The sequence below is a fragment of the Alteromonas sp. McT4-15 genome, from assembly GCF_020515205.1.
Classification (GTDB): Bacteria; Pseudomonadota; Gammaproteobacteria; order Enterobacterales; family Alteromonadaceae; genus Alteromonas.
The window spans coordinates 56,197-70,368 of record NZ_JAJALG010000003.1 but is presented as its reverse complement, the minus strand read 5'-3'; the positions used below and the strand labels follow the sequence as shown (position 1 = coordinate 70,368).

The 14,172-nt window shown below is 46.3% G+C and carries 14 protein-coding genes; all 14 read left to right on the top strand.

The genetic code is table 11. From position 1 onward, the window contains the following. Window positions 1-3: 3 nt before the first annotated feature. The 14 genes from fliG (at window position 4) to flhA (ending at window position 14,159) form a co-directional block, all read left to right on the top strand. A complete protein-coding gene (gene fliG, locus LHL20_RS03585) occupies window positions 4-1,044 on the top strand; it encodes a flagellar motor switch protein FliG (protein ID WP_202264183.1) in 1,041 nt (346 codons plus the stop codon). A gap of 67 nt (window positions 1,045-1,111) precedes the next feature. Beyond that, on the top strand, window positions 1,112-1,894 hold the full coding sequence (fliH, locus tag LHL20_RS03580) for a flagellar assembly protein FliH (protein ID WP_226432277.1): 783 nt from the start codon (window positions 1,112-1,114) through the stop codon (window positions 1,892-1,894). Continuing rightward, window positions 1,887-3,221, top strand: a complete 1,335-nt coding sequence (fliI, locus tag LHL20_RS03575) for a flagellar protein export ATPase FliI (protein ID WP_159623500.1) — start codon at window positions 1,887-1,889, stop codon at window positions 3,219-3,221. The genes fliH and fliI overlap by 8 nt, the downstream gene beginning before the upstream one ends. A 19-nt stretch (window positions 3,222-3,240) precedes the next feature. Further along, window positions 3,241-3,687 carry a flagellar export protein FliJ gene (gene fliJ, locus LHL20_RS03570; protein WP_159623499.1) on the top strand — a complete coding sequence of 149 codons (447 nt, stop codon included), beginning with the start codon at window positions 3,241-3,243 and terminating at the stop codon, window positions 3,685-3,687. Window positions 3,688-3,978: 291 nt separating this feature from the next. Then, window positions 3,979-6,186, top strand: a complete 2,208-nt coding sequence (locus LHL20_RS03565; protein ID WP_226432276.1) for a flagellar hook-length control protein FliK — start codon at window positions 3,979-3,981, stop codon at window positions 6,184-6,186. A gap of 164 nt (window positions 6,187-6,350) precedes the next feature. After that, the gene (fliL, locus tag LHL20_RS03560) at window positions 6,351-6,884 is read left to right on the top strand and encodes a flagellar basal body-associated protein FliL (RefSeq protein ID WP_159623497.1); all 534 of its coding nucleotides are present in this window, start codon (window positions 6,351-6,353) and stop codon (window positions 6,882-6,884) included. 51 nt (window positions 6,885-6,935) lie between these two features. Next, a complete protein-coding gene (fliM, locus tag LHL20_RS03555) occupies window positions 6,936-7,997 on the top strand; it encodes a flagellar motor switch protein FliM (protein WP_159623495.1) in 1,062 nt (353 codons plus the stop codon). 17 nt (window positions 7,998-8,014) lie between these two features. After that, window positions 8,015-8,419: a flagellar motor switch protein FliN gene (gene fliN, locus LHL20_RS03550; RefSeq protein ID WP_159623493.1), complete on the top strand. Its 405-nt coding sequence runs from the start codon at window positions 8,015-8,017 to the stop codon at window positions 8,417-8,419. A gap of 28 nt (window positions 8,420-8,447) precedes the next feature. Continuing rightward, window positions 8,448-8,891, top strand: a complete 444-nt coding sequence (gene fliO, locus LHL20_RS03545) for a flagellar biosynthetic protein FliO (protein WP_226432275.1) — start codon at window positions 8,448-8,450, stop codon at window positions 8,889-8,891. Further along, window positions 8,884-9,642, top strand: coding sequence for a flagellar type III secretion system pore protein FliP (fliP, locus tag LHL20_RS03540; protein ID WP_159623489.1), 759 nt, complete (start codon window positions 8,884-8,886; stop codon window positions 9,640-9,642). The genes fliO and fliP overlap by 8 nt, the downstream gene beginning before the upstream one ends. Before the next feature lie 8 nt (window positions 9,643-9,650). Further along, complete coding sequence (fliQ, locus tag LHL20_RS03535; RefSeq protein ID WP_226432274.1) at window positions 9,651-9,920, top strand: flagellar biosynthesis protein FliQ; 270 nt, start codon at window positions 9,651-9,653, stop codon at window positions 9,918-9,920. Between the two features lie 12 nt (window positions 9,921-9,932). Further along, entirely contained in the window at window positions 9,933-10,712 is a 780-nt protein-coding gene (gene fliR / locus LHL20_RS03530; protein WP_226432273.1) for a flagellar biosynthetic protein FliR, read from the top strand. An 89-nt stretch (window positions 10,713-10,801) separates the two neighbouring features. Continuing rightward, entirely contained in the window at window positions 10,802-11,926 is a 1,125-nt protein-coding gene (gene flhB, locus LHL20_RS03525) for a flagellar biosynthesis protein FlhB (protein ID WP_226432272.1), read from the top strand. A gap of 136 nt (window positions 11,927-12,062) precedes the next feature. Further along, window positions 12,063-14,159, top strand: a complete 2,097-nt coding sequence (gene flhA / locus LHL20_RS03520) for a flagellar biosynthesis protein FlhA (RefSeq protein ID WP_202264196.1) — start codon at window positions 12,063-12,065, stop codon at window positions 14,157-14,159. Window positions 14,160-14,172: the final 13 nt, after the last annotated feature.

The following is a 14,172-nucleotide window of genomic DNA, read 5'->3' as shown; positions in this document are numbered from 1 at the left end:
ATTATGGCTGAAGAACTCGCCAATGTTGAAGAACCGTCATACGACGTCAGTAAATTAGAAGGCGTCGAAAAAGCTGCAATCTTACTATTGAGTTTGTCTGAAGAAGATGCGGCGCAAATTTTAAAACACTTAGAGCCAAAGCAAGTACAGAAACTGGGTACTGAAATGGCCAAAGTGGATGATATGACGCAGACTAAAATTACTGCGGTACACAAACACTTTATCGAAGAAATTCAGAACTACAGCACCATTGGTTTCCAAAGCCAAGACTTTGTTAAACGGGCACTAACCGCGGCACTTGGTGAAGATAAAGCCGCTAACCTCATTGATCAAATATTGATGGGAAGCGGTGCCAAAGGTCTTGATTCACTTAAATGGATGGATTCGAAGCAGGTTGCCAGCATCATTAGAAATGAGCACCCGCAGATCCAAACCATTGTATTGTCTTACCTAGAGCCAGAGCAAAGTGCAGAAATTTTGGCGCAGTTCCCAGAGAAAGTGCGCTTAGACCTTCTCATGCGTATTGCTAACCTTGAAGAAGTTCAACCGGCGGCACTACAAGAACTGAACGAAATTATGGAGAAACAGTTTGCGGGTCAAGCGGGTACACAAGCAGCCAAAATGGGCGGCTTGAAGTCGGCGGCCAACATCATGAACTACCTAGATACTGCAATCGAAGGGCAGTTAATGGATGCTATCCGTGAGCAAGATGAAGAAATGAGCCAGCAAATCCAAGACCTTATGTTTGTCTTTGACAACTTGGTGGATGTTGATGATAAAGGCATTCAAGCCATTTTGCGGGAAGTACAACAAGATGCGCTACTTAAAGCCATTAAAGGTGCAGACGAAGAGCTTAAAGAAAAGATTATGCGTAACATGTCTAAACGTGCTGCTGAGATGCTTAACGATGACCTTGAAGCACTCGGTCCTGTACGTATTAGTGAAGTGGAAACCGCTCAAAAAGAAATCTTGTCTGTGGCTCGTCGTCTGTCTGACTCTGGTGAAATTATGCTTGGCGGCGGTGGCGGCGAAGAATTCCTGTAAGCGGATAGATGTGGTGGGTAACTAGTCAAACTGGGCGAGTGCCACGGCGTAACAGTCAGGTAAAAGAATGACGGCAAAGAAAAGTTTTTCAGAAAGCGAAGCAAGTGAAGCTAAAAAGTGGGATTTACCTTTTGTGGACGATCCTCATGCGCCACGAGATAACGAACCCACTAATGCGTTAAATCGCCGTTCTGATTGGAAATACGAGCCCCCCGAAGAAGAGGAAGAGATCTTACCGCCCACGGCACAAGAAATAGAAGCTATTCGACAAGCAGCTTTCGACGAAGGACACCTAGAGGGTAAGACAAAAGGCTTTGATGAAGGTAAAGCCGAAGGATTAGAAAAAGGGTACGCCGAAGGGGTAGAGAAAGGTCAGGCAGAAGGGCTATCTCAAGGGCTTGAAGAGGGAAGGCAGCAAGTTGCTACTCAAGCTGAGGTGTGGCAACTATTGGCGGAGAAACTTCATGATCCCTTATCGCAAGTTAATGATGAAACCCGTGATCAGCTTGTAAAACTCGCAGTTACATTGGCTAAAGCGGTGATTAAAACAGAAGTTACCACTAACACGCAGGTTATCCAGCAAGCATTGAGTGAAGGGATTAAAGCGCTTCCTATCAACCAAACTGAATATCAAATACACATGCACCCTGAAGATATCGCCGTTGTTCAAGCGCATTTTGGTGAAGAAGAGATTGCAAAAAAAGGCTGGAACTTTATCGAGTCTGCGGCAATGGAACGGGGAGGTTGTGACATTGCGACAGCTCATAATGCGGTTGACGTGTCGATTGAACGGCGCTGTCGCGACGTTATCGAACAATTCCTTTTAAACCAAGGTCTATCAGATGACTAGCCCTTGGCACAATCATTTTGAGTCATTGACCAAACAGGTTACCTCTCCTCCCGTGGTCGCTGCTGGCAAATTAGTGCGAGGCATAGGACTAACGCTAGAAGCGGTTGGCTGCCAATTACCGGTTGGAAGTCAATGCTTGGTACAGACCATCGAAGGCGAAATTGAAGCTGAAGTTGTTGGCTTTGGCGATGACATCACCTATCTAATGCCCACTGAAGCCGTGCGCGGTATTGTGCCAGGTAGCCGCGTTATGCCGCTTAATCGACAAAGCGGATTACCTGTTGGCATGGGGTTACTCGGCCGAGTAGTGGATGGAAATGGCCAACCCCTTGATGGTTTAGGTGCAATTGAGGCAGAAGCTCGCGCGCCGACGACACGCCCACCTATGAACCCGCTTATTCGCCGCCCCATTAATACACCAATGGATGTTGGCGTGCGGGCAATCAACGCCCTTAATACCGTGGGCGTTGGGCAACGTATGGGGCTGTTTGCCGGTAGTGGTGTTGGTAAAAGTGTTTTGCTTGGCATGATGACGCGAGGCTGCGAAGCCGATGTTGTCGTTGTTGGGCTTGTTGGCGAACGGGGACGAGAAGTAAAAGAGTTCATCCATGAAATTTTAACCGAAGAAGAACGACAACGGGCAGTGGTTGTTGCAGCGCCGGCCGATACCTCCCCACTGATGCGACTAAAGGGCTGTGAAACAGCAGTGACTATCGCCGAGTATTTTCGCGACAAAGGCATGAAGGTACTCTTATTAATTGACTCATTGACGCGATACGCCATGGCGCAACGTGAAATAGCGCTTGCTGTGGGTGAGCCGCCTGCAACGAAAGGCTATCCGCCATCAGTGTTTGCACGTTTACCTGCACTGGTGGAGCGTGCGGGGAATGGGAGTGAGCGACAAGGTTCAATAACGGCGTTTTACACCGTACTGACAGAAGGTGATGACCTCCAAGATCCTATTGCCGATGCCGCGCGTGCCATTTTAGATGGTCACGTTGTTCTGTCACGAACCTTAGCGGACAGTGGTCACTATCCTGCGATAGATATCGAAGCATCGATTAGCCGCGTAATGCCTATGGTGGTAAGTGAAGAGCATCAGTTAATGGCGCGAAGAATTAGGCAGGTATACTCGAACTACAAGCAAAACCAAGATCTCATCTCAATTGGCGCCTATGCGAAGGGCTCTGATCCTCGCATCGACTTAGCAATCCGTGCAGAGCCGGCGATTAATGCGTTTTTGCAGCAGGGTATGAAGCAAGTACTGCCTTATGACGAAAGTTTGGAAGGTATGGCTGCTCTTGCCAAAGGCCTTGGGCAAGGTTAAGGGTAAGTTGTGACTCGCTATGTCTAAACAACTAGAACGTCTTGCAGAGTTTGAAAAAGAAAAAGAAGAACGTGAGGCGCGTTTCTATCAACAAGCTCAGCAAAATGTAAATCAACAAAAGCAAAAACTGTCTAGTCTCGAACAATACCGCATCGACTATATAAAAGGCATTCAACAAACAGGTCAAGGTGGTGTAACGGCTACTTACTACCAGCAACATCTGTCATTTGTGGGCAAATTAGACAAAGCGTGTGAACAACAGATGCAAGTTATTGCAAGAGCGAAAATGGCGGCAGATCAGCGCAAGCAGATGTGGCTTAAGCAGCAGCAAAAGGTAAAGGCCGTTAATTTACTGCTGGATAAAAAGAAAGTGGCAGCACAACGCAAAGCGGCAAAGGAAGAGCAAGCAATGATGGACGAGTTTGCCACCCAGCGCTTTTATCGCGCCAAGAATTCGCCTTTCTAAAGTTCTTGCTATTTTACTGATTTATAACACTATTCGTACCTATGTTGATGTGATTTTGATGGCGCTCTCCCATTTAAATACCAGTTGGCGCGCCCTTTGCAGTGCCTCTTTAAAGACGATTATTGAAACCATTACGAAGAACAAACGGATAAGTCTTTGCGGTATGGCCGCAAAGCGCCAAGTCGGGCGCAGTACCTTATTGTAAGCGCCTGTATATATTGTACAAATGCCTTTCAAACGCTGTTACCACACGTTTATAAAAGTGCTATCTAAGTAGGACGGTAGAAGATTATGCAACAAGTTGCCGCACAGAAAACAGACATTGCCGCTTTGCCTTTTGCTGCAAGCAGCACAGCTCAAGCTGTTGAAGCTGGAATTGACGGAAAAGCCGAAAGCCAAAAAGGCAATGGGTTTGATAGTCTTTACCAAGTTGCAAAAACTCAGGCAAACCAGGCAGAGCCAAAGCGAACTTCACCGTCCTCAAATACACCTGCAAATACAACTCATTCTGTAGTTCGCGAAGGAAAGGACAAGGATGCTGGGCATACCAATTTACCAAGTGACGAGAAGGTCTCAGACGCACCAACACCAACACCAACTCACGAAACAGAAGTAAAGGCTCAGCCAGCGCACGACACGCTTGTAGAAGACAACTCAGAATCGCCTGAGCTAGCGCAGCACAATGAAAGCGAAGATGTCGTTCAGCCACAGGATGCGCTTGAAGTGGAGGGGGATGTCGTCGTTAGTCACCGTACCGAGACAACGTATATTCTGGGTGAGGATGGGAAAAAAGATCCTGATGCTGGCGTCATCACTACGCCTGGTACACCCGACGGTAAGCCAGATAAAGAAGAGTCGGGAGAGCCCGACTGGATAGCTTATGTGGAAACCATTGCTAATCGCCAAAAAGACAGCGCTGCCGGCGAGTCATCACAAAGCGATGTAACCAGCGCAACTGATCTGGATGGCATTATAAAAGTTAAGGAGAGTGACAGACTTTGGAAGCTGCCTGAAGACGTAGATAGCGAGTCGGTTGACTCTGTCTTGGCGCATTTATTGTCACAATTGCAAACCGCTAAGGAGCAAGGCGCGAGCGACAGTGAGTCATTAAATGCTGTGGGGGATGAACTGTTAAATACACTGCGTACGTTAGGTGATTTATTGCGAGGTAGTAACCGCAAAGACGGTGCTCCTGAACACAATGAGCTGCAAGCGGTTCAAAGTGAGCTCACTACCAACACCGATACTGACTTAAAAAACGAAGATGACTTAGCTTCGCTAATTGCACAGTTACTCAATACGGAAAAGACGGAGTCTAGTCAAGCAACGAGTACCGCTGAAACAAGAATCGTCGAAGATGACGCTTCTGAGTCGTTGAGCCTTACCGCTGAAGAAGAGTTTATTCTTAGCCTTATTCAACAGGCTGCTAATGTCGACGGTAGTGAAACGAGTGCAGGGGCACAGGGGAGTGATAATGCTACCCGTTTGGATGCATTGCTAGCGCAAGCAACTGAACAAGCCAAAGCAACAGACGGTAAACAGAGCGGTGGTAGCGAAATTAAAGCAGGCAATGAAAACAATGCAAATGGCGTGTCGATAGGGGCTGATGAAGCTGCGGGTACATTACTCAATGCAATTGCTCAGCTTCCTTCAGAAACTGCGCAAAAGGCTACTGAAGCGTTAGCTGACCGAATAGTGGCGACTATGCCAAACGGTGCTCAACAGCAAAGTGTTAAGGCCAATATTATTGCGGGCATCAACGAATTCCAGCAGCAAGTTCAGCAAGGCAGAGAGCCTGGAATTGACCTGTCTGCCATTGTTGCGGATGCTGCTAAAGAAGCCGCGGTATCATCTGATGTGGCGGCAAGCTTAACAGCGCGTGTAGATAGTCAGGCTTCTCAGTTTCTACAGTTGATGAATACAACACAGCAAAGTGTTCATCAGGTAATGCAGGGGCAATTGGCACAAGTTGATACTGTTATGAACGAAAACAATCAGCTGCGCGCCGAAGCGTCAAAATCACAACAGCAGTTCGAAGGTTTCGACAAAGCTGTTAATATTCATAAGCCTGAAGGGCAGCAACAGCTCAATGAGAAGATTCGTTGGATGGTAAACGCGCGCAATACCATGGCCGAAATTCGACTTGACCCACCTGAACTTGGCAGCATGCAGGTTCGCGTAAATGTGGCAGGTGATGCCGCAAGCGTAAGTTTTATTGTCCAATCGCAACAGGCCAAAGAGGCCCTAGCTGATGCAATGCCTAAGCTAAGGGATATGTTGCAAGAACAGGGTATCGAGTTAGGTGATGCGCAGGTAAGAAAAGACAATTCTTCAAGCGGTGAAAATGGCCAGCAACTTGCAAACAACAATGACGGAAGTTCATCGGGTCGAGGAAACCGTGGAACTAATGACGGTATGAACGACGAAATGGGTGAAACCAGCGTGATTGAACAGTCTGTTACGCGAGAGTTAAAAGGCGGTATCGATTTTTATGCATAAAATTTGTCCGCTTGATATGCGTTAGCAATTGGTAGCATGGTTATACTGCGCGCAAACTGCTATTTTTGAGGTGTTGCTTACAGAGTATTTGACGGGTAAAACATTGCCATTTTTGGCCGAAACCCGATAATACGGTTTTTCGCGTTTTAATTGATGAGTTGCACATGGCTGAAGAAGAATTACAAGTAGAGGAAGGTGGTAAAGGCAAAAGCAAGATGATGTTAATCATCATTATTGCGGTGGTTTTAGTGGGTGGTGGTGCCGCGGCGTACTTTTTGCTGTTTGCCGGTGGTGATGAGCCAGCAGCCGAACAACTTGCTGAAGCCGATGCCGCTGCAGCACCCGCGAGCGCGACAGCTGGTGGTAAAGCAGAAATGGGTACCGCGCTTTATGTTGCCATGCCTAGGCCGTTTGTTTTCAATGTGCCGGGAAGTGGCCGAGACAGACTTGTGCAAATTAAAGTTCAGCTTTTGGTACGAGGCTCCGATAACGAAGAATTGGCAAAGACACATATTCCGTTAATTGAAGGGACCTTGCTTCAGGCATTTAGTATGTCAAATGCAGACGATCTTATTACCGAAGCTGGCAAAATTGAATTGCGCGAGCAAGCGGTGAGTGAAGTGCAAAAAGCACTCCAAGAAATTGAAGGCAAAGATGTTGTCGAACGTGTGCTTTTCACTGGCTTTGTCATGCAGTAACGCTGTGACAATTCTCAAGTGGCTAATCACACATTTAAATAGGTAAATACTGTGAGTGATTTATTATCTCAAGACGAAATCGATGCCCTGTTACACGGGGTAGATGATGTCGAGGAAGATGAAGTTGGCGGTGGAGGCGATTCCGATGCGTCTACACTAGAATACGACTTCTCCTCACAGGATAGAATTGTGCGTGGGCGCATGCCTACGCTGGAAATCGTGAATGAACGTTTTGCTCGTCACATGCGAGTGAGCTTGTTCAATATGATGCGCCGGTCTGCTGAAGTATCGATAAACGGTATTCAAATGATTAAGTTTGGCGAATATATTCATACGCTATTTGTGCCTACCAGTCTTAACATGGTTCGTTTTCGTCCCTTAAAAGGCACGGGGCTTATCACCATGGAAGCCCGCTTGGTGTTTATCTTGGTAGATAACTTTTTTGGTGGTGACGGACGTTATCACGCAAAAATTGAAGGCCGTGAATTCACACCAACTGAGCGCCGCATTATTCAGATGCTGCTTAAAATCATCTTTGAAGATTATAAAGAAGCATGGGCACCGGTTATGGACGTATCTTTTGAATATCTTGATTCAGAAGTAAACCCTGCCATGGCAAACATTGTTAGTCCTACCGAAGTGGTTGTAATCAGCTCATTCCATATTGAGCTAGATGGTGGCGGTGGCGATTTCCACGTGTCACTACCATACTCAATGCTAGAGCCTATTCGAGAATTACTCGACGCCGGTGTGCAAAGCGATAAAGAAGACACGGATCTGCGCTGGAGCAAGGCGCTGCGTGATGAAATTATGGATGTGAAAGTGGCGCTGACCACGCACATGCTTGATGTGAATGTACCACTAAGAGAAGTCATGGAATTTAAACCCGGTGATATTATCCCGGTTGAGATGCCCGAGACGATTACGGTGCTCATTGAAGATTTACCTACGTTCAGAGCGAAGTTAGGTCGTTCGCGCGATAACCTGGCACTGAAAATAGTAGAAAAAATTGCAAGACCGACTTCTGTGAAGTCTGAGCTACAGTTATTAACCCGTGGCGGGCGCATTATTGATAATGATGCCGAGCTACAAGTACTCGAAGAAGACCTGTAAGGTAAAGGGGAGTTCCCATGAGTGAAGACGGTATGGACGATTGGGCAGCGGCAATGGCCGAACAAGCCGAGTCAGAAGCTGAACAAGATGGCGACAACGGCGACGTTCAGGTTGCTGAACTAGACGAGTTGACCGATGATGCTCCTATTACTCAGGAAGAGAAAAAGAAGCTGGATACTATTTTAGATATTCCGGTGACTATTTCGATGGAAGTAGGTCGTAGTCAAATTAGTATTCGAAATCTGCTACAGTTGAACCAGGGTTCTGTGGTGGAGCTGGATCGTGTTGCCGGTGAGCCATTAGATGTTTTAGTAAATGGCACGTTGATTGCTCATGGTGAAGTAGTAGTAGTCAACGACAAATTCGGTATTCGATTAACGGATGTTATTAGTCAAATTGAGAGAATCAAGAAGCTCAGATAAAACTTCTTATTTACTAAGGGGTTGCGCAATGCTGCCCCTGTTATTTAGCCAAGTCGCTGGCGCCCAATCTACCCAATCCATTACCAATCCCACATCGGTACTGTCAATTTTTCTATCGCTTTTACTGGTCGTCGCTATTATTTTTGCGCTTGCTTATATAATGCGTCGGTTTAATGTCACCGCCATGGGCAGTGGGCAAATGAAAGTGGTAGCAAGCATGGTGGCTGGTGCCAAAGAAAAAATCATGGTCATTCAAGTTGGGGATGAACAGCACCTTATCGGCGTTACCAGTCACAATATCTCCCATTTAAGCAAGTTGGAAAAAAAACTGGACGTACCGTCAAAAGGGATGGGGACAACTGCAGCAGGGGGCGGTGACGCCTTTAAACAAAAGTTGGTCGCTGCGATGGCAGGCAAATTGAACCCTGAGATCAATAAAAAAAATCAAAAGGACGAATCTTCCGATGCGTAAGTTTGCGTTGTTAACTCTTGCCGTATTTGCTCTTTTTTTCATGGTAGAGCCAGTATACGCACAACAAGGTATCTCTGCCGTTACCGTTACCACCAATGACGATGGGACCCAAGACTACAGCATGACATTACAAGCGTTGTTTATCATGACAGCGCTAAGTCTAATACCTGCATTTATCATGATGATGACCTCGTTTACGCGCATTATCGTGGTGTTGTCCATTTTACGTCAGGCTATCGGGTTACAACAGTCACCCTCAAATCAGATCCTCATTGGCGTAAGCTTGTTTCTTTCTATGTTCATTATGGCGCCGGTTTTTGAAGAGGTGAACGAAAGAGCATTACAACCCTACCTTAATGAGGCTATGACCAGTAAAGAGGCATTTGAACAGGCCAAAGGGCCTATGCGTGCGTTTATGCTATCGCAAACTCGCGTAAAAGACTTAGAGACCTTTGTACGCATCGCTGGTGATGAAGGCAAATATGCCGATACTGAAGAGGTCCCCTTAACTATTCTAATCCCAGCTTTTGTAACCAGTGAGCTAAAAACCGCTTTTCAAATTGGGTTTATGTTGTTCATTCCATTTTTGATCATAGACTTAGTTGTAGCGTCAATTCTAATGGCAATGGGTATGATGATGTTGTCACCCATGATTGTATCGCTGCCGTTTAAACTTATGTTGTTTGTGTTAGTTGATGGTTGGAATCTTATTTTCGGTACCCTTGCCACCAGCTTCGGTATGGGCGTCTAGGAGGGCTTATGTCACCAGAAGTCTTTGTCGAAATACTCCGTGAGGCCATGTACATGGTAATTGTACTCGTGTCGGTGGTAATTGTACCGAGCCTCATTGTTGGTCTTGTCGTAGCGGTATTTCAAGCCGCAACCAGTATTAACGAACAGACAATGAGCTTTCTGCCTCGCCTACTAGTAACCCTGTTAGCGCTCAGTTGGGGCGGCAACTGGCTGGTACAGCAGCTCATGGACTTTACGTTTCGCATGGTCGATTTAATTCCACAAGTTGTGGGTTAAGGCTTTTCTTACGTGGACGTTGAACTATCCGTTATTAACCAATTTTTAGCCGACATGCTGCTTCCGTTTATGCGTATTAGTGGCTTATTCGTTGCTATGATTGGGTTAAGTGCTAAGTCGATTCCACCGCAAGTACGTGCACTGTTGGGTATTATGCTGACGCTAATCATCATGCCCGTTGTTCCACCGTCTCCGATTGATAATTTGGTCGACGTGGGTACGTTTGTGGTGGTTATTCAGCAGCTTGTCATTGGTGTTGCTATTGGTTTTATTTCTATGATGGTTCTCAACACCTTTGTACTAGCCGGTCAAGTTATTGCTATGCAAACCGGTTTGGGCTTTGCCTCGATTGTCGACCCTGTTAATGGTATTAACGTACCAGCGGTAGGTCAGTTTTATCTTATTTTAGCGACGCTGTTGTTTTGGACGCTAGACGGCCACTTATCCATGATCCATATGATTGTAATGAGCTTTGAAGCGTTTCCTATTGGTGAAGCATGGTGGACAGGTGAGCAATTCAGAGACATTGCACATTGGGCAGGCTGGATGTTTGTATCGGCACTGACTTTATCGCTCGCGCCTATCGTGTCATTGCTTATTGTAAATTTGGCGTTTGGCGTTATGACTAAAGCGGCGCCGCAGCTCAACATTTTTAGTATTGGTTTCTCGATTGCCCAGGTAATGGGGTTAATTATTATTTGGATAACACTCGATAATTTTACCGCTCACTTTGAAACCCAGTGGTTTCGCGCTGAACAGTTTATGTGTGAGCTATTAAATATTTGTCCTTAGAAAAGACAAGTCGCGGTAGAAATTGTTCGCGGAAAATGACAGGTTTGCGAGCAAGCTAAATGAAAAACTAGGCGAGAAGAGCAGAGCAAATGGCAGATTCAAGCGAAAAAACAGAAGACCCCACGGGGAAAAAACTCGATGATGCCCGGAAAAAAGGGCAGATTGCGCGATCCCGTGAACTGTCAACCACCTTAGTATTAGTGGTGAGTGCTTTCATGTTCCTGTTTCTCGGAGGATGGATTGCCGAGTCGGTCTTTAAACTTACACAGCGCATGTTTATTCTTTCTCGTGATGAAACCTACGACATTACCCACATGTTTGGCGCATGGGGTGAAGCCTTTTCTACCATTAGTGCGCCTGTCTTACTGTATATGGTCGTTGCCATGATAGCGGGTATTTACGGCTCAATAGCCCTAGGTGGTTACAACTTTACGTGGGAAGGAGCGAAGCCCAAAGGGTCAAAAATGAGCCCAATTCAAGGGTTCAAGCGCATGTTTGGCATGAACGGCTTAGTTGAATTAATCAAGTCTATCGCCAAAGTAGTGCTTATTATTGGCATGGCCATTGGGGCGCTATTGTACTTTCAAGATGAAGCACTCCACCTCGATATGGAATCGTATCCCGGCAACATCTTCCACGCTCTTGATATGCTTAAGTGGGCATTTCTTATTCTAGCTTGCGGTATGATCCCCATTGCCATAATTGATGTGCCATATCAGATGTATAAGCACAACAAAGAAATGAAAATGACCAAGCAAGAGGTTAAAGACGAGCGCAAAAATGCCGAGGGCGACCCTATGGTTAAAGGCCGTATTCGTCGTTTGCAGTATCAAGCTGCCACAAAACGCATGATGCAGGAAGTCCCAAAAGCCGACGTGGTAGTCACTAACCCAACGCACTTCTCGGTTGCTATAAAATATGATGAAAGCGGCAACCGCGCCCCTGTTGTTGTGGCGAAAGGGGCTGATGAACTTGCCATGCATATAAGAAAAATTGCTACCGCAAACGATGTCCCACTTATTCCATCGCCTATGCTTGCTCGTGCTATCTTTTACTCTACCGAAGTCGATGAAGAAGTACCTAATGCGCTGTTTATGGCAGTGGCCCAAGTGCTTGCCCATGTTTATCAGCTTAAAGCGCACCGCGCTGGTAAGGGGAAACGACCCAGACCTCTTAAACGGGATTTGCCTATACCACCTGAATACAGACGGTAATTTCTAGGGGGGATTTCCGTCGTTTTATTTATCCAACGCGACTGTGGTAGCTATTCATCAAAGCTGGCACGTTAGTTGAAATGTCCCTTTCAGAATAGTGAAAAGCGTCAATTTTCTGATAGTGAGACAGTAAGCGATGCAGTTATCCGGTTATCTTCAGCGTTTCGACAAAAATCAGCTGCAAAATTTTACCAGTGGTTTAGGTGCGCCAATCGTACTTTTGGCAATTATGGGCATGGTAATTCTACCTATGCCGCCGTTCTTGCTGGACGTGCTCTTCAGTTTTAATATTGCACTTTCCCTTGTCATCATATTGGTCGCGGTGCTTACACAGCGTCCTGTCGACTTTGGTATTTTCCCTTTAGTACTCCTTATTGCGACCGTTTTGCGACTGGCGCTTAACGTGGCATCTACCCGTGTAGTACTCCTATACGGACACGAAGGCGGCGACGCTGCCGGTAAGGTAATTGAAGCATTTGGCGCGGTGGTTATTGGCGGTAACTATGCGGTGGGTATCGTGGTGTTTGCTATCTTGCTCATTATCAACTTTAAAGTGGTAACCGCAGGTGCAGGTCGTATTTCAGAAGTAAGTGCTCGCTTTACTCTTGATGCTATGCCAGGTAAGCAAATGGCAATTGATGCCGACTTGAACGCTGGGTATATCGACCAAGACCAAGCGCGTCAACGTCGTGAAGAAATTACCGCAGAAGCCGACTTTTACGGTTCGATGGACGGTGCGTCAAAATTTGTAAAAGGCGATGCGGTAGCGGGCCTTTTCATTATGCTCATCAATATAGTTGGTGGGTTATTCATTGGTATGATTCAGCATGATCTTACATTTGGAAACGCCATTGAAATTTACACTATCCTGACTATCGGTGACGGTCTTGTCGCGCAAATTCCATCGCTACTTTTGTCAGTCGCAACCGCGATTATCGTTACTCGTGAAAACGAAACTCAGGAGATGGGCAAAGAGATACGTGGTCAACTTGGTAATAATCAAGCCTTGTATATTGCCGCTGGTGTACTTTTTGTTATGGGTATTATTCCTGGCATGCCCCACGTTGCGTTTCTTGGTTTCTCTTTTTTGATTGCAGGCTTTGCTTATTGGCAATCACAACAAGAGAAGAAAAAAGCTGCCGAGCCTAAAGTCCCTGACGTGGTTAAGGATGAAACCGTTGCGCCAGAAGTCAAAGAGCTGGGTTGGGATGATGTACAGCAAGTCGATACCATTGGGTTAGAAGTTGGCTATCGCCTTATCCCGCTTGTCGATAAGTCACAAGGTGGCGAGTTATTAACACGCATTAAAGGCGTGCGTAAGAAATTGTCGCAAGAACTTGGGTTTCTTATTCCTCCTGTACATATTCGCGATAACCTCGATTTAGAACCAAATACTTATACCATTGCCATGCTCGGCGTGACCATTGGCGACTCACTCATCAGTCACGACGAAGAGCTTGCGATTAATCCAGGGCAGGTATTCGGCAAGCTTGAAGGACGCGCAACGAAAGATCCCGCTTTTGGGCTCGATGCTGTATGGATAAAACCGAATAAGCGCGAACATGCTCAAACACTCGGTTATACCGTGGTCGATGCCGCAACGGTTGTGGCAACCCATTTAAGCCAGCTTCTTACTAATAATGCGTATCAACTATTAGGTCATGAAGAAGCTCAGCAACTTCTTGATATGTTGGCAAAACAGCATCCTAAACTGGTTGAAGGACTGGTGCCGGATATTTTACCGCTTAGTACCGTAGTTAAAGTATTGCAAACGTTGTTATTCGAAGGCGTACCAATTCGTGATATGCGCACTATTGTTCAAACCCTAAGTGAGTATGGTACGCGTAGCCAAGACCCTGATGTACTCGTGTCTGCGGTGCGTATTTCGTTGAAACGACTGATTGTTCAAGAGATTACACAAGGCGCCAAAGAGATACCTGTCATAACCTTGGCGCCAGAGTTGGAACAGATGTTGCACCAGTCTCTTCAAGCGGGCGGTGAAGATGGTGCTGGCATAGAGCCAGGACTAGCAGACAAGTTGCAAAAATCATTGCAACAAGCCAGTCAGCAGCAGGAACTCGAAGGCGAGCCTGCAGTATTGCTGACGTCAGGTATGCTAAGACCTGTGCTGTCACGCTTCTTAAAGTATTCAGTTGTTGGGCTCCACGTACTTTCGTACCAAGAAGTGCCTGATGATAAGCAGATAAAAATAGTCAGTTCGGTCGGTCAATAATCTGACACTGAGC